This is a genomic window from Streptomyces sp. NBC_00178 (assembly GCF_036206005.1).
Classification (GTDB): Bacteria; Actinomycetota; Actinomycetes; order Streptomycetales; family Streptomycetaceae; genus Streptomyces.
Genome location: NZ_CP108143.1, coordinates 6026862 through 6052975, shown reverse-complemented (window position 1 = coordinate 6052975; position 26114 = coordinate 6026862). Strand labels below are relative to the sequence as shown.

Annotated in this window: 27 protein-coding genes and 1 pseudogene; 12 read left to right on the top strand and 16 right to left on the bottom strand. The window is 71.0% G+C overall.

Annotated features, from left to right (window positions below; all coding sequences use genetic code 11):
* Positions 1-76: 76 nt before the first annotated feature.
* The gene (locus OHT61_RS26440; protein WP_329041641.1) at positions 77-280 is read left to right on the top strand and encodes a hypothetical protein; all 204 of its coding nucleotides are present in this window, start codon (positions 77-79) and stop codon (positions 278-280) included.
* A gap of 75 nt (positions 281-355) precedes the next feature.
* Here the strand turns inward: OHT61_RS26440 and OHT61_RS26435 are convergent, their stop codons facing one another.
* On the bottom strand, positions 356-1282 hold the full coding sequence (locus tag OHT61_RS26435; protein WP_329041639.1) for a DMT family transporter: 927 nt from the start codon (positions 1280-1282) through the stop codon (positions 356-358).
* A 226-nt stretch (positions 1283-1508) separates the two neighbouring features.
* Between OHT61_RS26435 and OHT61_RS26430 the strand changes: the two genes are divergently transcribed.
* Positions 1509-2153 carry a TetR/AcrR family transcriptional regulator gene (locus OHT61_RS26430; protein ID WP_329041638.1) on the top strand — a complete coding sequence of 215 codons (645 nt, stop codon included), beginning with the start codon at positions 1509-1511 and terminating at the stop codon, positions 2151-2153.
* Between the two features lie 51 nt (positions 2154-2204).
* On the opposite strand, the gene OHT61_RS26425 is transcribed toward OHT61_RS26430, so the two are convergent.
* The gene (locus OHT61_RS26425) at positions 2205-2828 is read right to left on the bottom strand and encodes a dihydrofolate reductase family protein (RefSeq protein ID WP_329041637.1); all 624 of its coding nucleotides are present in this window, start codon (positions 2826-2828) and stop codon (positions 2205-2207) included.
* A 179-nt stretch (positions 2829-3007) separates the two neighbouring features.
* Between OHT61_RS26425 and OHT61_RS26420 the strand changes: the two genes are divergently transcribed.
* On the top strand, positions 3008-3844 hold the full coding sequence (locus tag OHT61_RS26420) for an aldo/keto reductase (RefSeq protein ID WP_329041636.1): 837 nt from the start codon (positions 3008-3010) through the stop codon (positions 3842-3844).
* Positions 3845-3901: 57 nt separating this feature from the next.
* On the opposite strand, the gene OHT61_RS26415 is transcribed toward OHT61_RS26420, so the two are convergent.
* The 3 genes from OHT61_RS26415 to allB all read right to left on the bottom strand — a co-directional run bounded on the left by OHT61_RS26415 (position 3902) and on the right by allB (position 6781).
* Positions 3902-4231, bottom strand: a complete 330-nt coding sequence (locus tag OHT61_RS26415; protein WP_329041635.1) for a putative quinol monooxygenase — start codon at positions 4229-4231, stop codon at positions 3902-3904.
* Positions 4232-4319: 88 nt separating this feature from the next.
* Positions 4320-5435: an allantoicase gene (gene alc, locus OHT61_RS26410; RefSeq protein WP_329041634.1), complete on the bottom strand. Its 1116-nt coding sequence runs from the start codon at positions 5433-5435 to the stop codon at positions 4320-4322.
* Positions 5436-5437: 2 nt separating this feature from the next.
* Positions 5438-6781 carry an allantoinase AllB gene (gene allB / locus OHT61_RS26405; protein ID WP_329041633.1) on the bottom strand — a complete coding sequence of 448 codons (1344 nt, stop codon included), beginning with the start codon at positions 6779-6781 and terminating at the stop codon, positions 5438-5440.
* A gap of 336 nt (positions 6782-7117) precedes the next feature.
* On the opposite strand from allB, the gene OHT61_RS26400 reads away from it, so the two are divergent.
* A complete protein-coding gene (locus OHT61_RS26400) occupies positions 7118-7918 on the top strand; it encodes an IclR family transcriptional regulator (RefSeq protein WP_329041632.1) in 801 nt (266 codons plus the stop codon).
* Between the two features lie 116 nt (positions 7919-8034).
* Here the strand turns inward: OHT61_RS26400 and OHT61_RS26395 are convergent, their stop codons facing one another.
* The gene (locus OHT61_RS26395; protein WP_329043395.1) at positions 8035-8337 is read right to left on the bottom strand and encodes a DUF5955 family protein; all 303 of its coding nucleotides are present in this window, start codon (positions 8335-8337) and stop codon (positions 8035-8037) included.
* A gap of 202 nt (positions 8338-8539) precedes the next feature.
* Between OHT61_RS26395 and OHT61_RS26390 the strand changes: the two genes are divergently transcribed.
* The 4 genes from OHT61_RS26390 (at position 8540) to OHT61_RS26375 (ending at position 12548) form a co-directional block, all read left to right on the top strand.
* Positions 8540-9145, top strand: coding sequence for a nucleotidyltransferase family protein (locus OHT61_RS26390; RefSeq protein ID WP_329041631.1), 606 nt, complete (start codon positions 8540-8542; stop codon positions 9143-9145).
* Positions 9142-9336, top strand: a complete 195-nt coding sequence (locus tag OHT61_RS26385; protein ID WP_329041630.1) for a hypothetical protein — start codon at positions 9142-9144, stop codon at positions 9334-9336. Before OHT61_RS26390 ends, OHT61_RS26385 begins: the two co-directional genes overlap by 4 nt.
* Positions 9337-9486: 150 nt before the next feature.
* Positions 9487-11106, top strand: coding sequence for a malate synthase A (gene aceB / locus OHT61_RS26380; protein ID WP_329041628.1), 1620 nt, complete (start codon positions 9487-9489; stop codon positions 11104-11106).
* Positions 11107-11339: 233 nt separating this feature from the next.
* A complete protein-coding gene (locus OHT61_RS26375) occupies positions 11340-12548 on the top strand; it encodes an MFS transporter (protein ID WP_329041627.1) in 1209 nt (402 codons plus the stop codon).
* 26 nt (positions 12549-12574) lie between these two features.
* Here the strand turns inward: OHT61_RS26375 and OHT61_RS26370 are convergent, their stop codons facing one another.
* Positions 12575-13567 (bottom strand): fibronectin type III domain-containing protein, encoded by a 993-nt coding sequence (locus tag OHT61_RS26370; RefSeq protein WP_329041624.1) that lies wholly within the window; start codon positions 13565-13567, stop codon positions 12575-12577.
* A gap of 386 nt (positions 13568-13953) precedes the next feature.
* Between OHT61_RS26370 and OHT61_RS26365 the strand changes: the two are divergent.
* Together OHT61_RS26365 and OHT61_RS26360 are read left to right on the top strand one after the other, a co-directional pair.
* Positions 13954-14601 (top strand): annotated as a pseudogene (locus tag OHT61_RS26365) (multicopper oxidase domain-containing protein); the annotation flags it as partial.
* A 733-nt stretch (positions 14602-15334) separates the two neighbouring features.
* Entirely contained in the window at positions 15335-15949 is a 615-nt protein-coding gene (locus OHT61_RS26360) for a multicopper oxidase domain-containing protein (protein ID WP_329041623.1), read from the top strand.
* 248 nt (positions 15950-16197) lie between these two features.
* Here OHT61_RS26360 and OHT61_RS26355 read toward each other — a convergent pair whose 3' ends face one another.
* Positions 16198-16881, bottom strand: coding sequence for an alpha/beta fold hydrolase (locus OHT61_RS26355; protein ID WP_329041622.1), 684 nt, complete (start codon positions 16879-16881; stop codon positions 16198-16200).
* 65 nt (positions 16882-16946) lie between these two features.
* On the opposite strand from OHT61_RS26355, the gene OHT61_RS26350 reads away from it, so the two are divergent.
* Both OHT61_RS26350 and OHT61_RS26345 read left to right on the top strand, forming a co-directional pair.
* Positions 16947-17750 (top strand): chitosanase, encoded by an 804-nt coding sequence (locus OHT61_RS26350; protein ID WP_443049534.1) that lies wholly within the window; start codon positions 16947-16949, stop codon positions 17748-17750.
* A gap of 104 nt (positions 17751-17854) precedes the next feature.
* Positions 17855-18736, top strand: coding sequence for a chitosanase (locus tag OHT61_RS26345; RefSeq protein ID WP_329041620.1), 882 nt, complete (start codon positions 17855-17857; stop codon positions 18734-18736).
* Positions 18737-18837: 101 nt separating this feature from the next.
* Here the strand turns inward: OHT61_RS26345 and OHT61_RS26340 are convergent, their stop codons facing one another.
* The 8 genes from OHT61_RS26340 to OHT61_RS26305 all read right to left on the bottom strand — a co-directional run bounded on the left by OHT61_RS26340 (position 18838) and on the right by OHT61_RS26305 (position 26051).
* Entirely contained in the window at positions 18838-20289 is a 1452-nt protein-coding gene (locus OHT61_RS26340; RefSeq protein ID WP_329041619.1) for a nucleobase:cation symporter-2 family protein, read from the bottom strand.
* 229 nt (positions 20290-20518) lie between these two features.
* Positions 20519-21916, bottom strand: coding sequence for an 8-oxoguanine deaminase (locus tag OHT61_RS26335; protein WP_329041617.1), 1398 nt, complete (start codon positions 21914-21916; stop codon positions 20519-20521).
* Positions 21917-21961: 45 nt separating this feature from the next.
* Positions 21962-23362: a nucleobase:cation symporter-2 family protein gene (locus tag OHT61_RS26330; protein WP_329041616.1), complete on the bottom strand. Its 1401-nt coding sequence runs from the start codon at positions 23360-23362 to the stop codon at positions 21962-21964.
* 64 nt (positions 23363-23426) lie between these two features.
* A complete protein-coding gene (gene pucL, locus OHT61_RS26325) occupies positions 23427-24350 on the bottom strand; it encodes a factor-independent urate hydroxylase (RefSeq protein WP_329041615.1) in 924 nt (307 codons plus the stop codon).
* 6 nt (positions 24351-24356) lie between these two features.
* A complete protein-coding gene (gene uraH, locus OHT61_RS26320; RefSeq protein ID WP_329041614.1) occupies positions 24357-24743 on the bottom strand; it encodes a hydroxyisourate hydrolase in 387 nt (128 codons plus the stop codon).
* A 5-nt stretch (positions 24744-24748) separates the two neighbouring features.
* Positions 24749-25270 (bottom strand): 2-oxo-4-hydroxy-4-carboxy-5-ureidoimidazoline decarboxylase, encoded by a 522-nt coding sequence (gene uraD, locus OHT61_RS26315; RefSeq protein ID WP_329041613.1) that lies wholly within the window; start codon positions 25268-25270, stop codon positions 24749-24751.
* A 155-nt stretch (positions 25271-25425) separates the two neighbouring features.
* On the bottom strand, positions 25426-25803 hold the full coding sequence (locus OHT61_RS26310; protein WP_329041611.1) for a helix-turn-helix domain-containing protein: 378 nt from the start codon (positions 25801-25803) through the stop codon (positions 25426-25428).
* Positions 25800-26051, bottom strand: a complete 252-nt coding sequence (locus OHT61_RS26305) for a thiamine-binding protein (protein ID WP_329041610.1) — start codon at positions 26049-26051, stop codon at positions 25800-25802. Before OHT61_RS26305 ends, OHT61_RS26310 begins: the two co-directional genes overlap by 4 nt.
* Positions 26052-26114: the final 63 nt, after the last annotated feature.

Here is a 26114-nt window from a genome sequence, read left to right as displayed (position 1 = left end):
GATCCGAGACTTTCGCCGGGGGCCCGCAGACCGATGGCGGACGCGGGCGCGCGACGGGCCGCGCCAGGCTCGGGCCATGAAGAGATTCGTGGAGACGGTCGGGTTCCTCGTGTTCGCGCAGGGTGCGGCAGGGCTGCTGCACGAGTGGACCGGCTGGTTCCGGCTGTGGGCGGTCGTGGCGCGACTCGACGCCCTCGACGGCTACGCGATCTTCGTCAGCATCGTGCTGGTCGTGACCGGCGCGGCCGTGATGATCGCGGCGGACTCGATCAGGACGTGACGGCGCGACCCCGGTGGTCGCGATGGGCTCGATCAGGACGTGGCCGCGCGACCCCGGTGGTCGCGATGGACTCGATCAGGACGTGACGCCGGTGTGACGGCGTCCCCACGTGGTGCCCGCCAGCACGAGCACGGCGCCCAGCAGCCCGGGGGCGCCGAGGCGTTCGCCGCCGATCGCGATGCCGGCCGCGGCGGCCCAGAGGGGCTCCGTGCCGAGCAGGAGGCTCACCCGGGACGGCGAGGTACGGCGTACCGACCACATCTGCACGAAGAACGCGAACAGCGTGCAGAGGAGCGAGAGGAAGACCAGCCCGCTCCATTCGGCGGCCCCGAACCCCGCCGCCACGGTCCAGGGTGCCTCACCGGTGCCCGGGGCGGCCGCCAGTACCGCGAAGACGGCGACGGCGCTGCCGAGCTGCACGGTGGTCAGGGACAGCGCGCCGGCGTCCTGGACCGCCTTGAGCCGGGCCATGACCAGGACGTGCACGGTCCGGGCGAGCGCGGCGAGCAGCATCAGGAGGTCCCCCGCCGTGGGGCGGGTGAAGCCGCCGCCCTGGGTCAGCAGCACCACGCCCGCGACGGAGAGGCCGGCGGCCGCGAGGAAGGGGCCCGGCGGGCGGACCCGGGTCACCGCGGCCTCCGCGAGGGGGGTGAAGATCATGGTGAGGCTGATGATGAGTCCGGCGTTGGTCGCCGACGTGTGGACGACGCCGTACGTCTCCAGCAGGAAGATCGCTGCCAGGACGAGACCCAGGAGGCCCGCACCGCGCCACTGGGCCGCCCGCAGGGTGCGCAGCCCGCGCCACCCGGCGACGGCCAGGACCGGCAGCACGATCGCGAAGCGCAGGACGAGGACGCCGGCCACGGTGTGGGGCGTGGTGATGCCCTTGGCCGCGAGGTAGCTGCCGCCCCATACCGCGGCGACGAGCAGGAGCGGAAGGTCGGCCACGAACACGCGGCGCGAGGGGGCGGGGGCGGGGGCGGGCAGGACGGCAGAGGACACCTTGTTCTCCTGGTTCTCCACAGCGGGATCGGTGTGGAGACTTCGCCGGCTCGCACGGGGGGGCGATCACCGTACCGAACGTACGGACGCCTCGGGAACCGCCGATCGAAGGATGGCCCGGGGTGCGGCCCAGGGGGGTTGTCGCGGGCCCGAACCGGTCTCACGGCGGTGGCGGCTCCTCCTAGAATGTCGGCCTTGGGATGCTCGGACACACGGAGTTGGGCACATGGGTGTTGCGCGGCTGGACGGACGGGTCGAGCGGGGGAACCTGACCAGGCAACTGGTACTGGGGCGCGCGGTCCACGTCGCCTCGACCGAGGGGCTGGAGGGTCTGTCGCTCGGCCGGCTGGCCACCGAGCTCAAGCTCAGCAAGAGCGGTGTGTTCGCCCTGTTCGGCTCCAAGGAGGAACTGCAGCTCGCCACCGTCCGCGCCGCCGTGAGTGTCTTCGTCGAGCACGTGCTGACACCGACCCGCGCGGCGCCACCGGGGCTCGGCCGCGTCTGGCGCATGTGCGAGAGCTGGCTCTCCTACTCGCAGCGCCGGGTGTTCAGCGGCGGCTGCTTCTTCTACGCCACGATCGCCGAGTTCGACTCGCGCGAGGGAAAGGTGCACGACGCGCTGGCCTCCACGCAGACCGGCTGGGTCACCTTCGTGGAGGAGACGGTCGAGGAGGCCAGGGTGCGGGGCGAGCTCGCGGCGGACACCGACGTCTCGCAACTCGCCTTCGAGCTCATCGCGTTCATGGAGCTCGCCAACGCGGAGTCGGTCCTGCACAACAACAGCCCCGGCTACACGAAGGCCGCCCGGGCGATCCTGGGCCGGCTGCGCGCCGCCGCCCCCGACCCGGCACTTCTCCCGCCGGCCCCCTGAGACGCTCCCCCGAACCGCGGGAGGGCGGCGGCCGGACCGCCCGTACGCTGCTCAGAGGTCGCGCTCGAAGGTCCCGAACCGCGCGCGGCCCCCGGCCCGGTACGTCTGGATGGTGATGCCGCTCCCGGTGGTCCTGGCGTCCAGAAGTTCGAACGCTGTCGGAGGTCCGCCCTCGGGGAAGAGCCGCCGGCCCGCCCCCAGGTAGACCGGGTGGACGATCAGGTTGTACTCGTCGATCAGACCGTGTGCCATGAGGGAGCGCACGAGGGCGCCGCTGCCGTGGATCTGCACGTCGCCCTCCTCCGTCCGTTCCTTCAGCCGGGCGACCTCGGCGGGCACGTCCCGCGCGATGACGGTCGTGTTCTCCCAGGCCGGGTCGGCCAGGGTGGTGGACACGACGTGCTTGGGCAGGGTGTTGAGCCGGGAGGCGACCGGGTCCTCCGGATCGGTGACCCGGGGCCAGTAGGAGGCGAAGATGTCGTACGTGCGCCGCCCCAGGAGATAGGCACCCGAGCGGTCGAAGACCTCGGTGATGAAGGCTTGCATGTCCGCGTCGGCGAACGGCGCCAGCCACCCGCCGTACTCGAATCCCCCGGTGGTGTCCTCGTCCGGCCCGCCCGGGGCCTGCGTCACGCCGTCGAGTGACACGAACGTGGTGAACGTCAGCTTCGCCATGGTCCTGCTCCTTCACCTCGCTGCCGCGCGTACGGCGGTCCGCGCGCCCGCGCCCGTCATGACCCCACTGTCGGGCGGAAGCCGTCGGTGCGCCCGGCGGGCGGCGGCGCCCCGCACCGCGCCGCCCGGCGGCCGGACCTAGGCTGGCGAGGACGTGCACGCGAACGAAACGGGAGACCATGAGCCAGACACCGCCCCCGGTCCGCAACCTCCACGACGGAAGCACCGTCCCCGCGGTGGGCCTCGGCACCTGGCCACTGGACGACAGGGACGCGGAGGAGGCCGTGGCGGGAGCACTGGGGCTCGGCTACCGGCTCGTGGACACGGCACTGAACTACGGCAACGAGCGGGGCACGGGCCGCGGCATCGCCCGCGCGGGGGTACCGAGGCGGGAACTGTTCGTCACGACGAAGGTCCCGGGCAGGCACCACGGCTACGAGGAGACACTGGCCTCGTTCGAGGAGTCCCGGAGCAACCTGGGGCTGGAGTACGTCGACCTCTACCTCATCCACTGGCCGCTGCCCCGGGTGGACAGGTACGTGGACACCTGGAAGGCCATGATCAAGCTCCGCCAGGACGGTCTCGTCCGCTCGATCGGCGTCTCCAACTTCACCGCGGCCCACCTGGACCGGCTGGAGCGCGAGACGGGCGTGCTGCCGGAGGTGAACCAGATCGAGATGCACCCCCTGCTCCCGCAGGAGGAGCTGCGGGCCGTGCACACCGCGAAGGGCATCGTCACGGAGAGCTGGAGCCCGCTGGCCCGGGGGCGCGAGGTCCTGGAGACCCCCGAGGTGGTCGCGGCGGCGAACGCCCACGGCGTGACGCCCGGCCAGGTGGTGCTGAGGTGGCACACCCAGCTGGGCGCGGTGCCGATCCCCAAGTCGGCGGACCCTGGGAGGCAGCGGGAGAACCTGGACCTGTTCGGCTTCGAACTCACACAGCGGGAACTCGGCCTCATCGGGGCCAGGCCCCCGCACCGCTTCGGCGGGGACCCCGACACGCACGAGGAGTTCTGACGGGTCCGGCGGCCCATGGCCGGGGCCGCCGGGCCGGTCCGCCGCGAGCGCCCGGGGTCACCGGTTGCGCGGGGTGACCTCCGTCATCCGGGACCAGTCGTCGCCGGGCACGTCGACGTTGATGATCTCCGGAACCTCGGTGACGAGATCGGACATGGTGTCGATCGCCGCCTTGAAGTGCTCCGAGTTCACGTGCGCCACGCCCGCCTCCTGCGAGGCGAACGCTTCGAGCAGGACGAACTGGTCCGGGTTCTCGACGCTGTAGGACCAGTCGAAGAAGAGGTTGCCCGGCTCCTGGCGGGTGGCCAGGGTGAATTCCTCGACGGCCGGGAGCCAGTTGTCCCGCTCGGCGGTACGCACGGTGAACTTGACGGCGATGAAGATCATGGCGTCTCCAGGTCGGTGGGCGGCGTTCCGGCCAGGGTCCCATATGCCCGCAGGGCGGGCACGAACCGGCGCACCGGCCCCCGGTCCGCTACCCGCCGAGCTCCTCATGACGGGCGGTCAGCCGCGCCGCACCCTCCTCGGTGAGCGAGCCGAAGAGCCGCAGCCGCGAGATCCCGCCGTCCGGGAAGATGTCGATCCGGACGTGGCGGCCGCGCACCGGCCCGGGGAGCACGAACCGGTGGTTCGTGTCCGGCTGCAGCCGGGTGCGGGGCAGCAGTTCGGTCCACGGCGCGCCCTCCCCCTCGCTCACGGAGACCGCGGCCCAGCCTGCCGCGTTGCCCTTCAGGTAGGCCGTGTCGATCTCCAGTGCCCGGATCTCGGACTCCTCGGCCAGGCGGTAGCGGATCCAGTCGTTGCCCTTGTCCCTGCGGCGGCGGGTCTCCCAGCCGTCATCCATCTTGCGGGAGCGGCCCGGCGCGATGGTGTTGGTCGCCGGGGAGTAGAAGCGGTCGGAGGCATCTTCCACCTGCCCGCCGTTCTCCAGGGCGACGACGTCGAAGGTTCCGAGGGCGGCAAGCCAGGCAGGGTCGGGGGCGACCTCACCGTGGACCCGCAGCCGGGCGATGCCGCCGTCGGGGTGCTGGTTGACGCGCAGATGGGTGAAGCGCCTGCCGGCGTCGACCGCGAAGCCGTTGGCCGCGTGTCCGCCGACGGGCGTACGCGGCACCAGGGTGGTCCATTCCACTCCGGGGGCCAGGAGGTCCTCGGGGGACGGGGAGCCGGGCAGCGAGGCCGCCTCGACGGAGACGGACTGCGGGTAGTTGCCGCGGAAGTGAGCGGTGTCGATGACGATTCCGCGTACGACGCCCGGCGCTCCGAGGCGCACGAGGGCCCAGTCGTGGTCCGTGTCGGTGGGGTGCGGTTCGGCGGCGCTGGTACCGCGCCTGCGGCGGGTCTCCCAGCCGTCCATGATCTTGCCCTTGTGCCCGAAGCGCTCCGGGTCGAATTCCGCCGGCTCCGGCTTGAGCATGTTCTCGCGCTCGGCGAAGAACTCGTCGTTGGCGGCGATGACGCCGCCGCCCAGGCGCCGGTCGGCGAGGTCGACGAGCGCGGTGAAGGGGAGGTCGGCGGTGCGGTAGTCGGCGTAGGGGTCGCCGCCCGCGTACGGGTTCGCGTCGCCGGTGAAGCGCGGTGTCGCGGTCATGGTCAGTGGTTCCTCTCCAGGAGACGGCCGGCCGGTGCGGCGAGTTCGCCGTCCGCGACGATGCGCTCCCCGCGCAGCCAGGTGGAGGTGACGACACCGTGGAGTGTCCGTCCGGCGTAGGCGGTGACCTGGTTGCGGTGGTGGAGTCCGGCGGGGTCGACGGTGAAGGTGGCGTCGGGGTCCAGCACGGCGAAGTCGGCGTCCCGGCCGGGTTCGATGGCGCCCTTGCGGGTCAGTCCGGCGATTGCGGCCGGTGCGGTGGACATCCAGCGGGCGACGTCGTCCAGGGTGTGTCCGCGCCGGCGTGCCTCGGTCCAGATGGCCGGCAGGCCGAGCTGGAGGGAGGAGATCCCGCCCCAGGCCGACGCGAAGTCGGGTGTCTTCAGATCCACGGTCGACGGGGAGTGGTCGGAGACGATGCAGTCGATGGTGCCGTCGGCGAGCCCGTCCCAGAGGGCGTCCTGGTTGACGGCCTCACGGATGGGCGGGCAGCACTTGAACTCCGTCGCCCCGTCCGGGACTTCCTCCGCGGTCAAGGTGAGGAAGTGCGGGCACGACTCCACCGTGACGCGCACACCCTCACTCTTGGCGGCCGCGATCAGCGGCAGGGCGTCACTGGAGGACAGGTGCAGCACATGCACCCGGGCGTTCAACCGCCTCGCGTGCCCGATCAGCCCCTCGATCGCCGCGTTCTCCGCCTCACGCGGACGCGACGCCAGGAAATCCGCGTACCTCCCCCCGCCCTTCTGCGGGGCATCCGCCAGATGGCGGGGATCCTCGGCATGCACGATCAGCAGACCACCGAACCCCGCGATCTCGGCCATCGACCGCGCCAACTGCTCCTGATCCAGCTCCGGGAACTCCTCCACCCCCGACGGCGACAGGAAACACTTGAACCCGAAGACCCCCGCCTCGGACAACGGGCGCAGATCCTTCACGTTGCCCGGCAGCGCACCACCCCAGAAACCGACATCGACGTGCGCCTTCGACCGGGCGACCTCCCGCTTCACCCTCAAGTGCTCCACGGTGGTGGTCGGCGGAAGCGAGTTCAACGGCATGTCCACGAGCGTCGTGACACCGCCCGCGGCAGCCGCACGCGTCGCAGTCCAGAAACCCTCCCACTCACTACGACCAGGATCATTCACATGCACGTGCGTGTCGACCAGCCCCGGCAGGAGGACGTGGTCACCGAAGTCCTCGACGCGGGCACCGTCCGGCACCACCGCGTCGTAAGGCAGGACGGCCTCGATCTCGCCGTCCGCGACGGTCACCGACGCGGCGCGGGTTCCCTCGGGGGTGACGACACGCGTCGAGCGGAGTACCAGCTTCGTGTCCACACCGGGCACCTGTGCTCCTCACGCAAGAATTTCAACGAACTGTTGAAGGAGTCTTCACTCGGGGAGGCGACCCGTCAAGACCTTGCCGCCCCCGCCGGGCGGCGGCCGGGGAGGCGCACCGCACCGATTGGATATTTCCACGAAGTAGAAGTTCATTTTCGCCAGACGGAACGTAGAATGGGCCAGGAGAGGCGTCACCCGGCTTCGGACCGAACGCGCGCCGGACCGTCGACACCAGGACAAAACAGGTCCTGACCGGCAAGGACGCCGCACCGGGAGCAGTGGGCCGATCGGGAACGGCCCGGTAGGCTGCTGCCTTGCCTCCGCTTCGAAAGGACCGTTGACGTGCCGCCGTCCCACGCCAGCACTTCCGACCCCAAGCCCGCCGGTCCCAGTGGCGGGGTCCAGTCCCTCGAGCGCGCCTTCGATCTCCTGGAGCGCATGGCGGACGCCGGGGGCGAGGTCGGACTCAGCGAGCTCTCCGCGAGCAGTGGCCTGCCTCTGCCCACCATCCACCGGCTCATGCGCACCCTCGTCGTGTGCGGATACGTACGCCAGCAGCCCAACCGGCGCTACGCCCTCGGCCCGCGCCTGATCCGGCTCGGCGAGTCCGCGTCACGCCTGCTGGGCACGTGGGCACGGCCCTACCTCCAGCGCCTGGTCGAGGAGACCGGCGAGACGGCGAACATGGCACTGCTCGACGGCGACGAGATCGTGTACGTCGCCCAGGTGCCGTCGAAGCACTCGATGCGGATGTTCACCGAGGTGGGCCGCCGGGTGCTCCCGCACTCCACCGGCGTCGGCAAGGCGCTCCTGGCGCACACCCCGGCCGACGAGGTGCGCGCCCTGCTGGCCCGCACGGGCATGCCGGCCGCCACCGAGAAGACGATCACCACGCCGGACGGCTTCCTCGACGCCCTGGAGCAGGTGCGCAGGGCGGGTTACGCCGTGGACGACAACGAGCAGGAGATCGGGGTCCGCTGCCTCGCGGTCCCGGTGCCCGACTCCCCCACCTCGGCGGCCATCTCGATCTCGGGGCCCGCGGGCCGGGTGACCGAGACGGCGACCGAGCGGATCGTGCCGATCCTGCAGCAGATCGCGAAGGAGCTGTCCGAGGCCCTGGCGAGCAGCGGACCCACTTCCTGACGCCACCTCACGGCGCTCCCGGGCAACGGACGGCGTCAGGCGGCAGATCCCGGGGAGTCCCCGAAGTCGTCGACCGCCGGTCAGATCCCGGGGACTCCCAAGGCGTCGACCGCCGGTCAGCTCCTCGGGGGTTCCCCGAAGAGATCGACGGCGTTCCGTACATCGCGCAGCCCCGGGGCCAGTGCGCTGACCGAGCCGATGGCCCCGGCGACCAGCAGCAGGGAGCGGCGTAACCGGGGAACCTCGGGTGCGCCGCCGGCCGCCATCGAGTCCAGCGCGGCCAGCTCGTCCTCGGCGATGCCCCGGTCCGGGAACTCGGCCCGGTGGCCGGCCAGCTCACGGCGGAGCCTGGAGACGGCGGTACGCAACTCCACGGCCCTCGGGTCCCCACCGCTACCGGTCAACCGCTCCTGCCCCACGCTTCGCAACAAAGCACTCCCCCTCGCACATCTTCGTGCCGGTGTGTCGAACCGCCCCCCACCGTGGCCAAATGCCTGGGCGTGTCCGTCAGTTAACGCTATGAAAGGTGACGCGCGCCACTCTCCTGACGCGGATCACCAGTCCCCCTGAGGGGTGACGCCCCTTACGCGGACCCGAGCGGCACAGTGGTATCCAGGGCGCATGGCTCACACACAACGGATTCCCGTGATCGCCGGGGTGCTGCTCGCGGCGGGCGGCGGGCGGCGCCTGGGCGGACGGCCGAAGGCGCTGCTGGAACACCGCGGCCGCCCCCTCGTCGAGCATGCGGTCCGCTCCCTGCGCAACGGCGGGTGCGGACCCGTCCGCGTGGTGCTGGGCGCCGCCGCGGAGGAGGTGCGGGCGCGGGCGGACCTGTCCGCGTGCTCGGTGACGGTGAACGCGCTCTGGGAGGAGGGCATGGGATCGTCCCTCCGGGCAGGACTGGGCGACCTCGGCGGACTGGAGGCGGACGCGGCACTCGTGCTCCTCGTGGACCAGCCCGGCATCGGACCGGAGGCGGTGGCCCGGGTCCTCTCGGCCTACCGCTCACGGATGACCCTGGCGGCCGCCTCGTACGACGGGAAGCGCGGCCATCCGGTGCTGTTCGGTGCCGACCGATGGGCGGACATCACGGCCGGCGCGGTCGGCGACCAGGGAGCGCGGACCTACCTGCAGGCGCATCGCGACGCCCTCACCCTCGTCGAGTGCTCCGACGTGGCCGAGGCGTACGACATCGACACGACCGAGGACCTCAGACACCTCGCGTGAGCACCGCGACCGAGAACGCCGGGCATCTCGCGCAGCCCCGTGGAGCCCGGCGCGGCGTGCGGGAGCACACCGCGCACGGCCTGGCACGGCGCGCCATCGGGCCGCGCCCGACCGGCATCTCTGTCGACCCGGAGAATCTCGACATCAACAAACCATTGAACTTCCACCATGAGGAAACTAATATCCACTGATCAGAAGCACGCGACACCGATGACGCGCCGCTTCCGCACCAGGACGGCACCCACGGCCGTATCCCGGAGCCATGGCACTCCGTGCCACATCAGGCGACCCGGCGGCCGTGGGACGTCGCCCGCGCCGCCCCGCTGAAGGAGTGACAGCTCATGTCCGCACCAGCGCCGTCCCCGCTGGCCATCGTCGACGCCGAGCCCCTGCCGAGGCAGGACGAGGTCCTGACCGATGCGGCCCTCGCGTTCGTGGCCGAGCTGCACAGGCAGTTCACGCCCCGGCGTGACGAGCTGCTCGCCCGCCGGGGCGAGCGCCGGGCCGAGATCGCCCGCACCTCCACCCTGGACTTCCTGCCGGAGACGGAAGCGGTCCGAGTGGACGACACCTGGAAGGTCGCCCCGGCCCCGGCCGCGCTGGACGACCGCCGGGTCGAGATCACCGGCCCGACCGACCGCAAGATGACCATCAACGCCCTGAACTCGGGCGCCAAGGTCTGGCTCGCCGATTTCGAGGACGCGTCCGCCCCCACGTGGGAGAATGTGATCACCGGCCAGCTCAATCTGATCGACGCGTACAACCGGACCATCGACTTCACCGACCCGAAGTCGGGCAAGTCCTACGCGCTGAAGCCCGCCGACGAGCTCGCGACCGTCGTCACGCGCCCGCGCGGCTGGCACCTGGACGAACGCCACCTCCAGCTCGACGGCACCCCGGTGCCCGGCGCGCTGGTCGACTTCGGCCTCTACTTCTTCCACAACGCCCAGCGCCTGATCGACCTCGGCAAGGGCCCGTACTTCTACCTGCCGAAGACGGAGTCACACCTGGAGGCACGCCTCTGGAACGACATCTTCGTCTTCGCCCAGGACTACGTCGGCATCCCTCAGGGCACGGTCCGCGCGACGGTCCTGATCGAGACGATCACCGCCGCGTACGAGATGGAGGAGATCCTGTACGAGCTCCGCGACCACGCCTCCGGGCTGAACGCGGGCCGCTGGGACTACCTCTTCTCCATCGTCAAGAACTTCCGCGACGGCGGCGCGAAGTTCGTCCTGCCGGACCGCAACCTGGTCACGATGACCGCCCCCTTCATGCGGGCGTACACCGAACTCCTGGTCCGCACCTGCCACAAGCGCGGCGCGCACGCCATCGGCGGCATGGCGGCCTTCATCCCGTCACGGCGCGACGCCGAGGTCAACAAGGTCGCCTTCGAGAAGGTCAGGGCCGACAAGGACCGCGAGGCGAACGACGGCTTCGACGGATCCTGGGTGGCCCACCCGGACCTCGTCCCGATCGCCATGGCCTCCTTCGACGCGGTCCTCGGCGACAAGCCGAACCAGAAGGAGCGCCTGCGCGAGGACGTCTCGGTGGCGGCCGGCGACCTGATCGCCATCGACACCCTGGACGCGAAGCCCTCGTACGACGGTCTGCGCAACGCCGTCGCGGTCGGCATCCGGTACATCGAGGCGTGGCTGCGGGGCATGGGCGCGGTCGCCATCTTCAACCTGATGGAGGACGCGGCCACCGCCGAGATCTCTCGCTCGCAGATCTGGCAGTGGATCAACGCGGACGTGGTCTTCGAGAACGGTGAGCACGCCACGGCGGACCTGGCCCGCAAGGTCGCCGCCGAGGAACTGGTCGCGATCCGCGCGGAGATCGGCGACGAGGCCTTCGAGGCCGGCAAGTGGCAGCAGGCCCACGACCTCCTGCTCCAGGTCTCCCTGGACCAGGACTACGCGGACTTCCTGACGCTGCCGGCGTACGAGCAGCTGCGCTGACCCACACGGCACGGAGCGCCGCATCACCGCCGGGCGACGGGCGGAGGTGCGGCGCTCCCGTGTGCGGGGCTCCGGCGTTCCGGGATTCCGACGTACAGGGGAAGGGGACGCTCAGGCATCGCGGCGCCCCGCGGGTCCACGGCGCCCCAGACCACGGCGCCCGTACGGACCGCCCCGACAATGGTGTGCGACCTGGAGTGTACGTTCGTACGCTCGCCCTATAGGCTCCCCGCATGACTGTCGACGTACTGAGTCGGCCGGCCACGGCCGATCGGCATGCCCGCATCGCCGTTGCCGTGCTGTTCTTCACCAACGGGGCCCTGTTCGCCAACCTCCTGCCCCGGTATCCCCAGATCAAGGCGGACCTCGGTCTGAGCAACGCCGCCTACGGGCTGGCCGTCGCCGCTTTCCCCGCCGGGGCCATCGCCGCGGGGCTGGCCGCCGGAGTGGTCGTCCGGCGGCTCGGGTCGGCCCGGGCCGCGGTGGCCGGGACGCTCGTGACCGGGGCCGGGATCCTGGCGGCCGGCCTGGCGGACTCCGTGGTGCTGTTCGCCGGGGCGCTCTTCGTGGCCGGTGCGATGGACGCGATCACGGACGTCGCGCAGAACGCCCACGGCCTGCGCGTGCAGCGCCGCTACGGGCGCTCCATCATCAACTCGTTCCACGCGATCTGGTCCATCGGCGCCGTCACCGGCGGTTCCATGGCGGCGGCCGCCATCGCCCTCGGCCTCTCGCGCGGGCAGCACCTGACCCTCTCGGCCGTCGTCTTCGCCGTCGCGGCATGCGTGGCCCTGCGGTACTGCCTCTCCGGCCCCGACACCGAGCCGGTGTCCGAGCCCGCCACCGACGGCTCCCCGGAGCCGGCGACGACGGCGGTCGCCACGCGGGGACGCACCGTGTGGGTGCTGACCGCACTGGTCCTGATCGCCACCGCCGGGACTCTGGTCGAGGACGCGGGCAGTTCCTGGGCGACGCTCTACCTGTCCGGCTCGCTGCACGCGTCGGTGACCCTGGCCGCCTTCGGCTACATCGCCCTGGTGGGGGCGCAGTTCATCGGCCGCAGCATCGGCGACAGGCTCGTCGACCGGTTCGGCCAGCGCACCGTGGCACGGGCCGGCGGGATCGTCGCCGCGGGCGGCATGGGGCTGGCCCTGGCCGTGCCGACGGTGCCCGGCACCGTGCTCGGCTTCGCCGCGGCCGGATTCGGCGTGGCGACCCTGGTGCCCGCGGCGATGCACGAGGCCGACGAACTGCCCGGCCTGAAGCCCGGTTCGGGGCTGGCGATCGTGTCCTGGCTGATGCGCCTGGGCTTCCTCGCCTCACCGCCGGTCGTCGGCCTGGTCACGGACGCGACGAGCCTGCGGGTGGGACTGCTCGTGGTTCCGCTCGCCGGACTGCTCGCCTTCCTGTTCGCGGGAGTGCTGCGGAACCGGCACCGGTAGTCACCACCCGGCCGCCCCGGCCGGCCTCAGCCGGGCAGCACCACCGTGCGCTGTGCCGAGAAGTCCCCCCACGTCCCGTCCGGCAGCTTGGGGCGGATCTTGAGGGAGTAGCGGGTGCCCGGCGGGTCGGCGAGGGTGAGCCGGTAGGCCGCCCGCCCCACGGGCGGTGTGCCGCCCCAGACGATCGTGGTCGTCATCCTCCCGTTCAGGAACAGCTGGTACGCGGGGATCGTGCCGCCCGTGTCCGGCTGGTCCCAGGAGAGGTCGACCAGGAACTCCTTGCCGTGCGGCTTCGTCCCGGCGCGCAGGCCGGTGGGCGCCGTACTGGCGGGGGCGCCGGGGGCGGACGGGGTGGTGAGGTCGAGGGCGTCGCTGTCCGGTGACGAGGTGTCCGCCGCGTCCCGGGCCCGCACGGTGAACGTGTAGACCGTGCCGGGCCGCAGCCCGGTGAGCCGGGCCGTCGTCCGCGTCCCGGAAACGCTGTGGATCCTGGCGTCCTCCTGATAGATGTCGTACGACGTCACGCCCACGTCGTCGGTCGAACCACCCCAGGAGAGCGTGACCGTCCGGCTGCCGTCCGCCCTTCCGCGCAACGTGACGGGTGCCGTGGGGGGTTCCTCGTCCGCGGGGGTCGGGGCGGGCGTGGTGACGGGGACGGCGACGCTCGGGTCGGAGAGGTTCCCCGCGGCGTCGCGGGCCCGGACCGTGAAGGTGTACGCGGTCGAGGCGGTCAGGCCGTCGACGTCGGTCATCAGCTTCGCGGCGGGCACCGTGGCGACCTTCTCGCCTTCGCGGTACACGTCGTAGCCGGTGATCCCCTTGTCGTCCGAGGCGCGCTCCCACATGACGTGGGCGGTGGTCGCGCTGCCGGCCTGCGCGGTCACCCCCCGGGGGGCGGTCGGCTTCCGGGTGTCCGCTTCGGCGGACCCCGAGCAGGAGGTGAGCGCGGCTATGAGCAGCGCGGTGGAACAGGTCAACGCGGTGCGTGCGTGGGGGCGTTGCACGGTGATGCCTTCCATCCGACAGCAATGGTCCAGACCTATATCCCATGCGGGCGGGGGTGCGGACAAGAGGGCGGATCGAAACGTTCCCCAGACCCGTCCGGACCCCGGCCACCCCGCCGCCACCGGGGGCACGGGAGGCACGGGGCCGGCTCCACGAAAGCCGCACTTTATTTGCACGTTCAACATCACTGTGTTCTACTTCCCCCCGAACGGAACCCGGAAAATCGCATAATCAACGCGCAAATCCGGCATCGTTCGCCGGGCAGGCCGCACCACGCACCCCTGTGGTGACGCGAGCCGCCCCTTCCCTGCCGCACCGCCAAGCCCGGCGCTGCGCCCATGACGGCTACCGCACGGGTGCGTTCACACGCACCGACTATTGATCTAGGACACGTACACAGATGACTGGCACGTCCAGGCGGTCCATTCTGGGCATGGCCGGCTTCACTACGGCAGCCGTCGCCGTAGCCGGAACCGGCATCCTCCGCTCGAACGACACCGGCGACGACGCGGTGCTGGCAGCCAACACCCTTCCCGGGGTGAACGAGCCGACGCACCCGACGCTGACCCCGTTCAAGGACCCGCTGCGCATACCCCCGACGCTGAGACCGGGGAAGAAGAGCATCACCGAGATCGACCTCGTCGAGGCCCGGGTCCGGCTGCACTCGCAGATGCCCACCACGCGCCTGTGGACCTACAAGGGGCACTTCCCCGGCCCGACCATCGAGGCACGGCGCGGACACACGTTCCGCATCGCGTGGAACAACAAGCTGTCCGGCACCATGCCCGTGAAGGCCGTCTGGGTGCACGGCGAGGGCCCCGGCCCCGGCCTGCTGCCCTACAACCGCCCGGGTACGCAGGGCTCGTACCCCCGCCCCGAGATCGACAAGCTCACCGCGTGGACGACGGTGCACCTGCACGGCGGACACCAGAACGCCATCAATGACGGCGCCGCGGAGTACGGAGTCGGCCCCGGATCCACGCAGTTGGCCGAATACGCCAACGACCAGGCGGCGACGCACCTCTTCTACCACGACCATGCCATGGCGGTGACCGCACTCAACGTGACCGCGGGCCTGGTGGGCAACTACATCGTCCGCGACAAGGAGGAGTCCCGGCTGGACCTGCCCCGCGGCGACTACGAGATCCCGCTGGCGATCCAGGACGTCAACTTCGACACGGACGCCGGGGGACGCCTCAACGGCCAGGTCATCTTCAAGCGGATCATCGGCGGGCCCGCAGCCCCCGAACCCGGCACGCTGCCTTCGGCGTTGTCCGTCCTCGCCCCCTTCACCCTGGTCAACGGCGTGGTCTGGCCGCACCTGGACGTGGAGGCCCGCGCCTACCGCTTCCGGGTCGTCAACACCTCGGACACCCGCATCTTCCGGCTCGTCGTCGTCGACGAGGAGACCGGCAAGGCCGTGCCCGGCGCCATGAAGCTGATCGGCACCGACATGGGCCTGCTGGGTAAGCCGCAGACCGTCGAAGAAGCGATCTCCCTCTCCCCCGCGGAGCGAGCGGACATCGTGATCGACTTCGCCGCGTTCCCCGGGAAGCGGCTCAAGCTCGTCAACACGATCCCGGGACAGCAGGCCGGAGCACCCCTTCCGGACTTCGCCATTCCGCACCCCGAGGTCATGCAGTTCCGTGTCGACAGGAAGCGGCACGCGCCGACCCGCGTTCCGACAACGTTGTCAGGATCGTTCCGCCGGCTCAAGGCGTCCGACGTTCCGCCGGCTCAAGGCGTCCGACGTTCCGCCGGACGCCACCGAGCGGTTCGTCATGACGGCCTTCGACAGCACCGGCGGGATGCCCCAGCTCTGGGAGATGCAGGAGGTGGCGTCGGACACTCCGTCCGGGGACGGCATCGTGCAGATCGAGATGGCGGGCGGGACCCGGACGCTGCGCCGCACCGGTGCCGTGTTCGAGGACACCACCACCTTCTTCGCGGCCGCCGGCACCTGGGAGAAGTGGCACTTCATCAGCGCGGGTCCGGCGGATCTGCCGATCTACCACCCGATGCACATCCACCTGATGAACTTCCAGGTCATCGAGCGCCGGGCCGTGGACGGTTCGGGCCTGGACGTCTCCGCGGGCCGGACGAGGAAGCCCCTGACCCTCGGTGCGCAGATGCCCGTCGCACCCGAGGAGTCGGGCTGGAAGGACACCATCACGGTGACCGCCAACAGCCTCGTCACGGTGGCCGGGCGCCTCGCCGACCAGACCGGCAAGGTGATGTACCACTGCCACATCCTCTCCCACGAGGACGAGGGCATGATGCGGCCGTTCGTGATCATGCCGCCGGCGGTCCACGAGATCCACGCCATGTCGATGGGCATGAACGGGGCCATGGGCGCGGGCGGGAAGAAGGGCATGCACTCCGGCATGACGATGTGACACCGGCGCGCACGGAGCCGGGAGGTGACACCGGCACGGCACGACGCCGTGCCCCCGGTCCCCCGCCCGGCACCGACGTGACACCGGCTTCCAGGCCGGCAACCACGACGTGACACCGGCCGGGCAGGGCGTGCCGCGCGCCGCGTCGCCCTTGAGGACGCGCCCTGGCGCGGCCGGACCCGGGCCGTCGGCGAACCCGCCGGCGGCCCGGGTGGCCGCGGACGAGCCGGTGCGCCCCGGGGCAGCCGTCAGCTGGTGAAGAACTCGCTGATCTGCTGGGCCACCTGGTCGGCATGCGCCTTGTGCACGTGGTGACCGCCACCCAGGGTGATGAGCCGGCAGTCCGGGATGAGCGAGGCCATGTCCGCGAGCCTGTCCTGCGGCATGCTGCTCTCCGGGCCACCCGCGATCATCATCGTCGGGGAGACGATCTGGCCGAGCTCCTCCGCCCACCGGGGATCGGGGTCGGCGACCTGGGCCCTGACCTCGTCCACGGCGTTCTCGTCGTAGTCCACCGGCCCGCCCGGGCGACCGCCGTCGGCCGGTCGTCCCGGGAACGGCGGCGGGGTCTCCACCAGCACCAGCCGCTCGACGCGGTCCGCGTACTCCTCCGCGAGCAGGTAGGCGACCACCCCGCCCATCGAGTGGCCGACGAGGCCGACGCGGTCGAGCTCGCAGGCGTCGAGGAACTCCAGGACGTCGTCCCGCATCTGCTCGAGGCCGTACTCGTCGGGCCAGTCGCTCCCGCCGTGGCCGCGCAGGTCGACGGCGTACACCCGCCACTCCTCGCCGAGCAGGCCGCCCACCGCCTCCCAGCTCAGGGACGAGCCGCCCAGGCCGTGCAACAGGACGACGGGTGAGCCGAACGGGTCGCCCCACGTCCGGTACGCCAGCCGTACGTCGCCGACGTCCACAACAGACTGATCTTCCATATCCCGAACGCTACAGGCGCCGGACCCCGGACGGCCCCGGCCCCCCGACCTGGCACGCTTGGTGTGTGAAGCACAGACGTCTCGTCCTCGCCGCGGCCGCGGCCCTCGTCCTGGCCGGCTGTTCCGCCCCCGGCCCCGGCTCCTCGGAGAAGGGGCTCGACGACCCCGCGAAGAAGGACATCGCGATGCGGCTGGTGTCGAGCGCCGAGAACTCGACGCTGGACTGGAAGGGCCAGTACGGCTACATCGAGGACATCGACGACGGCCGCGGCTACACCGCCGGCATCATCGGCTTCTGCTCCGGCACCGGAGACATGCTGAAGGTGGTCGAGCGGTACACGGCGAAGCGTCCGGGCAACGCGCTGGAGCCCTTCCTGCCCGCCCTGCGCGCGGTCCGGGGCAGCGACTCGCACGACGGGCTGGGCGACGCCTACACCGCCGCGTGGGCGAAGGCGGCGGGCGATCCGCTCTTCCGGGCGGCCCAGGACGCCGAGCGGGACCACTCCTACTTCGGCCCCGCGGTCGAACGGGCCGAGGCCGACGGGCTCAGCGCGCTGGGGCAGTTCATCTACTACGACGCCTATGTGATGCACGGCGGCGCCGACTCCGCGGGCACGGTCGGCTTCCGCACGATACGCGCGCGGGCCCTCGCCGTGCGGGACACACCGGCCGAGGGCGGGGACGAGGAGGCGTATCTGAACGCCTTCCTCGACGCCCGGGTGGACGCAATCCGCAAGGAACCCTCGCACAGTGACACCAGCAGGGTGGAGACCGCGCAACGCGTCTTCGTCCGTCAGGGGAAACTGCAGTTGGAGACCCCACTGACGTGGAAGGTCTACGGGGAGCGCTTCCACATCGACGGGAACTGACCACCGAAGTCCGTACGTGCGCAGGGGGTTACCACGCGCTCCGACCTCTGGTAGGAAAGTTTCCTAACAGACCATCGGAACGACGAACTCCTGTTGGAGGACCGGTGCATCACCCCCACGCCAGCACCTCGCGTCGCACCACCCGACTCACCCGTAGCGCCGGAATCGCCGCGCTGGCCCTCGGGCTGGCCTTCACCGCGATCCCGGCGAGCGCCCAGGCCGGCGCCCCCACGCCGGCGGTGTCACATCTGGCCGCATCACACCTGGAGGCAGCCGCGACCGGACTCGACGACCCCGCGAAGAAGGACATCGCCATGCAGCTGGTGTCCAGCGCCGAGAACTCGTCGCTGGACTGGAAGGGCCAGTACGGCTACATCGAGGACATCGACGACGGCCGCGGATACACCGCCGGCATCATCGGCTTCTGCTCCGGCACCGGAGACATGCTCGACCTGGTCGAGCTGTACACCCAGCGCGTCCCCGGCAACCCCCTGGCCCGCTACCTGCCGGCCCTGCGCGAGGTGGACGGCACCGATTCGCACGACGGTCTCGACCCCGGGTTCACCGGGGCATGGGCCAGGGCGGCTTCGGACCCCGCCTTCCAGCAGGCGCAGAACGACGAGCGCGACCGGGTGTACTTCGACCCTGCGGTGCAGCAGGGCAAGGCCGACGGCATCGGGACGCTGGGCCAGTTCGCGTACTACGACGCCATCGTCATGCACGGGGGCGGCGGCGACAGCACGGGATTCTGGGCCATCCGGCAGAGGGCTTCGGCTCAGGCCCGGCCGCCGTCGCAGGGCGGTGACGAGGTCGCCTACCTCGACGCGTTCCTGGACGCGCGGGTCTGGGCGATGAAGCAGGAGGAGGCCCACTCGGACACCAGCCGGGTGGACACGGCCCAGCGCGTCTTCCTGCGCGCGGGCAATCTGAACCTCGACCCGCCGCTGGACTGGCACGTCTACGGCGACGCCTTCCACATCGGCTGACGCCGGCGGCCCGGCGCGCGTGCGCGGTCCCCACCCGGGGTCCGTGCACGCGCGCCGGTGGGTCAGTGGCGACGCCTTCCCCATCGGCTGACGCCGGCGGGTCAGTGGGCCACGGGCAGCGCCATCGGGTCCTTCGGCTGGGCGCCGGCCCCCGCTTCCGCCTCCGGCTCCTCCTCCGGCTTCCGGCCCCAGTGGTTGAAGGCCAGGTTCAGGACGATCGCCACGACGCAGCCGGTGGAGATGCCCGAGTCCAGGACCACGAGCATGTCCTCGGGGAAGGCGTGGTAGAAGTCCGGCGCGGCGATCGGTATGAGGCCGACGCCGACGGCCGCGGCGACGATCAGGGCGTTCTCGCCCTTCTCCAGGGCCGCGGTCGCGAGGGTCTGGACGCCGCTCGCGGCGACCGACCCGAAGAGCACGATCCCGGCGCCGCCGAGGACGGGCAGCGGGACGAGGGCGATGACGGACGCGGCGACGGGGACCAGCCCCAGCAGCACCAGGATGACCCCGCCCGCGGCGACGACGAACCTGCTGCGGACCTTGGTCATGGCGACCAGCCCGATGTTCTGGGCGAACGCGCTGCACATGAAGCCGTTGAAGAGCGGGCTGAGGGCGCTGCCCAGGGTGTCGGCGCGCAGGCCGCCCTCGATGGTCCGCTCGTCGGCCGGGCGGCCCACGATCTTGCCGAGAGCCAGCATGTCGGCGGTGGACTCGGTCATGCAGACGAGCATCACGATGCACATGGAGACGATCGCCGCGATCTCGAACTGCGGCGCGCCGAAGTGGAAGGGCGTCGGGAATCCGACCACGTCGGCGTCGCCGAGGGCCCCGAAGTCGGTGATGCCCGCAGGGATCGCGATCAGGGTGCCGACGACGAGTCCGAGCAGGATCGCGATCTGCTGGAGGAAGCCGCGCAGCAGTTTGCGCAGGGCGAGCACGATCACGAGGGTGACGGCGGCCATGGTGATGTTGGTCATCGAGCCGTAGTCGTCGGCGGTGGCGTTGCCGCCCTGCGACCAGTTGAAGGCCACCGGCAGCAGCGACACACCGATCAGGGTGATCACGGTTCCGGTGACGACGGGCGGGAAGAACCGCACCAGTTTGCAGAAGTACGGGGCGAGCAGGAAGCCGAGCAGGCCGGCGACGATGATCGCGCCGAAGATGACGGCGATGCCGTCGTGCCCCCGGTCCTTGCCTATCGCGACCATCGGGGTGACCCCGGCGAACGAGACGCCGTTGACGAACGGCAGCCGCGCGCCTATGCGCCAGAAGCCGAGGGTCTGGAGCAGGGTGGCTATCCCCGCGGTGAAGAGGCTCGCCCCCATCAGGAAGGCGGTCTCCTTGGTGCTGAGGCCGACCGCGGGACCCACGATCATGGGCGGGGCCACCACGCCCGCGTACATGGCGGCCACGTGCTGGAGGCCGCTGGTGAACATCCTGACGGGTGGGAGCTTCTCGTCGACCGGATGCTTCCGGCCGGGTTCGTCGGCCGCGCGTGCTCCGGCCGCTTTTCCTTCGACTGCGTTCTTGCGAAACCTGGGCGTAGCTGCCACGGCTTCCTCCGGTCGGGTACACGTCGGCGACGTGGGTGTCAGGGAGGTGGTGCTGAGTGGTGCGTTGGTGCAGGTCGTGCAGCTGGTGCGGGCAGCTTCGGGCACACCCGGCCGGGTGCGCGTACGGCTCGTACGCGTACCGGACCGGGCTGCTGCGGGCCGGTGCGGTCCACAGCGGCCGGCCGAGGGCCGTCCCCCTCGGCCGGCCTGTTCATGGGGGTGCGGGGCGTCAGGCCCCGGCGGCGATCTGCGCGAGGCGCCTGGCCTCGTCGCGGGTGGCACGGGCGATCGCGTCCTCGTCGGCGGTGACGAGGCGGTTGTCCTCGACCACGGGCCTGCCGTCGACGAGGGAGAGGGTCACGGGGGCCGCGGCGCCGAAGACGAGCGCGGTCACCGGGTCGGCGATCGAGGCGTGGGCCAGGGTGTCGAGCTTCCACAGCACCAGGTCGGCGAGCTTGCCCGGCTCCAGCGAGCCGATCTCGTCGGCGCGGCCCAGGACCCTGGCTCCGCCGTGGGTGCCCAGCCGCAGCGCCTGGCGCGCGTTGAGGGCCTTCTCGCGGTGGGCGCCGAGGCGGTTGATGAGGAGGGCGTTGCGCAGTTCGGTGTGCAGCTCGCCGGACTCGTTGGAGGCGGTGCCGTCGACGCCGAGTCCGACCGGGACACCGGCGGCGAGCATGTCGGGGACGCGCGCGATGCCGGCGGCGAGGCGGGCGTTGGAGGACGGGCAGTGGGCGACGCCGGTGCCGGTGCGGGCGAAGGCGGCGATGTCCGAGTCGTTCATGTGGACGCAGTGCGCCATCCACACGTCGTCGCCGAGCCAGCCGGTGGACTCGAAGTAGTCGGTCGGGCCCATGCCGAACAGTTCCTTGCAGAACTGTTCCTCCTCGACGGTCTCCGAACCGTGCGTGTGCAGCCGCACCCCGCGGCGGCGCGCCAACTCGGCTCCCTGTCGCAGAAGTTCGGTCGAAACGGAGAACGGCGAGCAGGGCGCCACGGCGATCCGCGTCATCGCGTCGAAGGAGGCGTCGTGGTGCGCGTCGATGGTCGCCTCGGTCGCCGCGAGGGCGCCGTCGAGGCTCTCGACGGCGAAGTCCGGCGGCAGGCCGCCGTCCTTCTCGCTGCGGTCCATGGAGCCGCGGGCGAGGGTGAAGCGCACGCCCATGTCGCGGGCCGCGCCGATGATCGCGCCGGACAGGTCGCCGGAACCGCGGGGGTACACGTAGTGGTGGTCCATCGCGGTGGTGACACCGCCTCGGGCCATCATGGCGAGGGAGCCCTGTGCGGCGGCCCGGGCCATCGGCTCGTCGATGCGCGCCCACGTCGGGTAGAGCGCGACCAGCCAGTCGAAGAGGTTGTGGTCGGTCGCGAGGCCCCGGGTGATCCACTGGTAGAAGTGGTGGTGGGTGTTGACCAGACCGGGTGTGACGAGGTGCCCGGTGCCGTCGATCCGGCGTACGACGTCGGCGAGTTGCTGCGGCGCGTTCCCCGCGCCGACGGACTCGATGCGGTTGCCCGCCACGACGACGTGCCCCGAGGCGTACTCCGTGTCGTGGGCGTCGACCGTGGCGATCGAGCAGTTCTCGATGACGATGCGTTGCGTGGGCCTGGGGTCTGCCGAGGCTGCCATGGCGCTTCCTTCTTCTGTCTGCGGCGATGTGGGCACGGCAGGACCCTAGGAGGATTTGAGTGCCACAGCGGGACGGCTGTGGGTGCCGAGATGGTGGAAGAACAGGTTGAGCAGGACCGCGACGAGCGCTCCCGCGCTGATTCCCGAGCCCAGCACGGTCTGTGCCCAGGAGGGGAATCCGGCGTAGAAGGCGGGGGCCGCGAGCGGGATGATGCCCGCGCCGAGTGCCACCGCCACGAGGACGATGTTGGAGCTGTCGTCGAGCCCGGCCTCGGCCAGGGTCCGGATGCCGCTCACGGCGATCGAGCCGAACAGGACGATGCCGGCGCCGCCGAGCACGGGCATCGGCACGAGCGAGACGACCGCTCCGAGCACGGGGAAGGCCCCCAGCACCAGCAGGGCACCCCCGGCCGCGGCGACGACGTAGCGGCTGCGCACCCGGGTCAGGGACACGACGCCGACGTTCTGCGCGAACGCGCTGGTCGGGAAGCCTCCGAAGACGGGGCCGAGGAGGGTGGCGATGCCGTCGGTGCGCAGCCCGCGCGTGATGGTGGCCCCGTCGGTGCGCCGGTCGCAGATCTCGCCGAGGGCGAGCATGCCGGCGGAGGACTCCGTCATGAGCACGAGCATCACGATGCAGAGGGAGAGGATCGCGGCGGGACGGAACTCGGGCGCGCCGAAGGCGAAGGGGGTGGGCAGGGCGGCCACGGGGGCGGACCCGAGGGCGGAGAAGTCGGCGAGTCCGAAGGGTACGGCGGCCAGGGTGCCGGCGAACATGCCGGCCAGCAGGGCGGTCTGCTTCACGAAGCCCCGCCCGAAGCGCTGGATCAGCAGGATCACGACGAGGGTGAAGGCGGCCAGGCCCAGGAACTTCATGTCACCGAAGTCGTCCGCGGTCGCGTCGCCCCCTTGCGCCCAGCCGACGGGTACGGGCATCAGAGTGACGCCGATGAGGGTGATCACGACGCCGGTGACGAGCGGCGGGAAGAAGCGCAGCAGCCTCCCGAAGAAGGGTCCGACGGCGAGGCAGAAGACACCGGCGACGATCACGGCCCCGTAGATCGAGGGGAGTTGGTGGCCCGGCGCGCTGGTCTCGGCGATGGCGAGCATCGGCGCGATGCCCGCGGAGGACGCCGCGTTGACGAACGGCAGCCGGTTCCCGGCGAAGTGGCGGGCCCCGATGGTCTGCAGGAGGGTGGCGAGCCCGGCGACCAGGAGGCTCGCCGCGATGAGCCGGGTCATGCCGGCCGTGCCGAGGCCGACGGCCTGCCCGATGATGAGCGGAGGGGTGACGACGCCCGCGTACATGGCGGCGATGTGCTGGAGCGCGGCGGGGACGAGCCGCGCGAGGGGGAGCTTTTCGTCGACCGGGTGAACTGCCCTGTCGGCAGCGGTCGGTGGTGCGGTACACGGGCCTTTCGCCGGCCCCGTTGCAGGCTGTGCCATGGGAGTTCCCTCCGGGATGACCGGGCCCCGCCCGGCTGCGGGCGGGGGCCGGTTCAGTTCCGCGTCAGAGGTTGGTCATGTCGACCGGGATCTTCGGCTCGACGCCGTCCCGGAGCACCGTCGCCTCGATGAGGCCGTAGGGCCGGTCGGCCGCGAAGTAGACCTCGTTGTCGTTCTTGAGGCCGAAGGGCTCCAGGTCGACGAGGAAGTGGTGGTTGTTCGGCAGGGAGAATCGGATCTCGTCGATCTCGCTGCGGTTGTTGATGATGCGCGAACCCATCTGGTACAGGGTCTGCTGGAGCGAGAGGGAGTACGTCTCGGCGAAGGCCTGGAGCATGTGCTTGCGCGTCTGCTCGTAGGACTTCTCCCAGTTGGGCATGCGCTCCTCGTCGCTGGTCCAGTTGTAGCGCCACCGGGCGGAGACGTCGGTCGCGAGGATGCGGTCGTACGCCTCCTTCAGCGTCGTGTACTTGTCCTTGACGTAACCCCAGAACTCCGAGTTGGTGGAGTTCATGACGGTGAGGTCCTTGAGGCCGGAGACGACCTCCCACCTCGTCCCGTCGAAGGTGACCTGGGTGACCCGGGTCTCCTGGCCCTTGCGGACGAAGGAGTGCTTGACCTCGTCCGCGCCGATGAACTTCGAGTTGCCGTCGGAGGTCGCGATGCGCTCCCAGCCGTACTCCTCGATCCGGATCCGGGCGACCTCGATCGGCTCCTGCGAGGTGACGAAGTGCCGCGCGAGGTGGATGCCGAACTGCTCGGCCGACTCGATGCCGTGTTCCTTGGCGAAGGCGAACACCGTGTTCTTGGTGGTGTCCGTCGGCAGGACGTTGGCGTTGGAGCCGGAGTAGTGGACGTCGTCCATGTCGCCGGAGAGGGCGACCGAGACGTTGAGGTCCTTGATGTGGTGGGTGTCGCCGTCCCGCGTGATCCTGACGACGCGGTTCTCTGCTTTGCCGTACTGGTTCTGGCCGAGAATCGTGGGCATTGTCTGCTAGCTCCCTCGGTAAACGGAGTAGCCGAACGGGTTGAGCAGCAGCGGTACGTGGAAATGCTCGCCCGGGGTGACGGCGAACGTGATCGCCACCTCCGGGAAGAACGCGCCGCTGTCCCTTACGCGGGGGGCGTCCTGCTGCGCCTCGGCTTGCTTCTTGGCTGTGAAGTAGGACTCGGTGTCGAACGCGAGCCGTACGTGGGTGGTGCCCTCCGGCAGGGCCGGCAGGTCCTTGCAGCGCCCGTCCGCGTCGGTCGCGGATCCGCCGAGCGTCACGTAGTCGCCGCCGCCGCGTGCGGCGAGGGAGACGGTGACGGCTTCGGCGGGGCGGCCGGTGCTGGTGTCCAGGATGTGGGTGGACACGGATGCGGTGGTGTCGGTGCTCACGACCGTCACGCTCCTTGTTCTGGGGGGTCCTGCACGAGGCGGGTCAGGCGGATGCGGTTGATCTTGCCCAGTTCGGTGCGGACGTGTCCGCGCTCCTCACCGGGCGAGTTCCCGATCCTGGACTTCACCGCGTCGCGCATCTGCTCACCGGTGGCTCCGGTGGCACAGATCAGGAAGACGTGTCCGAACCTCTCCTGGTAGGCCAGGTTCAGTTCGAGCATCTCGGTCCTGAGCTCCTCGGACGCACCGGCCATCCCCCGCTGCTCACGGGCGGAGGCCGGGTCCCCGGGCTTCGGGCGGCCGATCGGCGGGTGGCCCGCCATCGCTTCGGCCAGGTCCTGCGCCGAGAGGTCGGCCGTTGCGGCGTCACTCGCAAGGAGCAGGGCGTCCACGTCGGCGTAGGGCCGGTGGGCGAGGACGAAGTCCCCCCACGCCGCACTGGCACACACCTCGTGCAGCGCGGCTGTGGCCTCGCCGGCCGCCAGGGTGTTGAACCGGGCCAGGCCCGGTGTGGAGCTCGAAGTCACGGGAGCCTCCGTGGCTGTTTTTCGCTGTGCGTTGTCGGGCTGCGGATAGCTAACGCCCTTCGCAACACCACGTCAACAGTTTGTTGAAATTCCACGAACAGATGATGCCGCCGCCCGAGTCCCCGGACGACGGCATCGACCCGCATTGCGCTCGGCTACTCGCCCTTGGTCGAGTTGTCCCGGTTCAGATAGTTGTAGACGGTGAAACGGCTGACGCCGAGGGCTCCGGCCACCGTCTCGACACCGTGCCGCACGGAGAAGGCACCGCGTGCCTCCAGCGTGCGCACCACACCCTGCTTGGTCTTCCGGTCCAGGTCGGCGAGCGGCATTCCGTGCCGCCGCTCCATCGCGGCGAGGATGTGGTCCAGCGATTCCGAGAGCTGCGGCAGGCGTACGGCGACGACGTCCGTCCCCTCCCAGGCGAGGACCACGTCGTCGGCGGCGGCCTGCCCGGGATCCAGCAGTTCGGCGCCCATGGCGTCGACGAGCGGCTTCACCGCGGAGACCAGCGGATGGTCGGCCGGCTGGGTCACGGGGTGTCCTCCCCGATCACGTTGACCTGGAGGGACACCCGGGTGGCGCCCGAGGCCAGCGCCCGGCGCAGCAGTGAGTCCACGGCCGCGAGGACCTGGTCGGCGCTCCCCTCGGCCGTGTTCCCGAAGGGGCCGACGTCCACGGCGTCGAGGTCGGCCGCCTGGATGACCTCCCGGGCCACGACCGCGTGGGCGGGTGCCTCGTCGAGATCGAAGGGCTCGGTGGTGAATTCCACCCTCAAGCGCACGGTGCCTCCCTCATGTCCGCCGTGTCCGTCGGCTCGCACGGCTCGGTCCGACCCTATGGCACG

What these genes read in the sequence shown, in the direction of transcription:
- OHT61_RS26430 (WP_329041638.1), top strand. Translation starts at nt 1,509, where the DNA reads ATGGGTGTTGCGCGGCTGGACGGACGGGTCGAGCGGGGGAACCTGACC.
- OHT61_RS26440 (WP_329041641.1), top strand. Translation starts at nt 77, where the DNA reads ATGAAGAGATTCGTGGAGACGGTCGGGTTCCTCGTGTTCGCGCAGGGT.
- OHT61_RS26415 (WP_329041635.1), bottom strand. Translation starts at nt 4,231, where the DNA reads ATGATCTTCATCGCCGTCAAGTTCACCGTGCGTACCGCCGAGCGGGAC.
- OHT61_RS26375 (WP_329041627.1), top strand. Translation starts at nt 11,340, where the DNA reads ATGACTGTCGACGTACTGAGTCGGCCGGCCACGGCCGATCGGCATGCC.
- OHT61_RS26330 (WP_329041616.1), bottom strand. Translation starts at nt 23,362, where the DNA reads ATGGCACAGCCTGCAACGGGGCCGGCGAAAGGCCCGTGTACCGCACCA.
- OHT61_RS26355 (WP_329041622.1), bottom strand. Translation starts at nt 16,881, where the DNA reads ATGGAAGATCAGTCTGTTGTGGACGTCGGCGACGTACGGCTGGCGTAC.
- OHT61_RS26360 (WP_329041623.1), top strand. Translation starts at nt 15,335, where the DNA reads ATGACGGCCTTCGACAGCACCGGCGGGATGCCCCAGCTCTGGGAGATG.
- OHT61_RS26425 (WP_329041637.1), bottom strand. Translation starts at nt 2,828, where the DNA reads ATGGCGAAGCTGACGTTCACCACGTTCGTGTCACTCGACGGCGTGACG.
- OHT61_RS26370 (WP_329041624.1), bottom strand. Translation starts at nt 13,567, where the DNA reads ATGGAAGGCATCACCGTGCAACGCCCCCACGCACGCACCGCGTTGACC.
- OHT61_RS26390 (WP_329041631.1), top strand. Translation starts at nt 8,540, where the DNA reads ATGGCTCACACACAACGGATTCCCGTGATCGCCGGGGTGCTGCTCGCG.
- OHT61_RS26335 (WP_329041617.1), bottom strand. Translation starts at nt 21,916, where the DNA reads ATGGCAGCCTCGGCAGACCCCAGGCCCACGCAACGCATCGTCATCGAG.
- OHT61_RS26420 (WP_329041636.1), top strand. Translation starts at nt 3,008, where the DNA reads ATGAGCCAGACACCGCCCCCGGTCCGCAACCTCCACGACGGAAGCACC.
- alc (WP_329041634.1), bottom strand. Translation starts at nt 5,435, where the DNA reads ATGACCGCGACACCGCGCTTCACCGGCGACGCGAACCCGTACGCGGGC.
- pucL (WP_329041615.1), bottom strand. Translation starts at nt 24,350, where the DNA reads ATGCCCACGATTCTCGGCCAGAACCAGTACGGCAAAGCAGAGAACCGC.
- aceB (WP_329041628.1), top strand. Translation starts at nt 9,487, where the DNA reads ATGTCCGCACCAGCGCCGTCCCCGCTGGCCATCGTCGACGCCGAGCCC.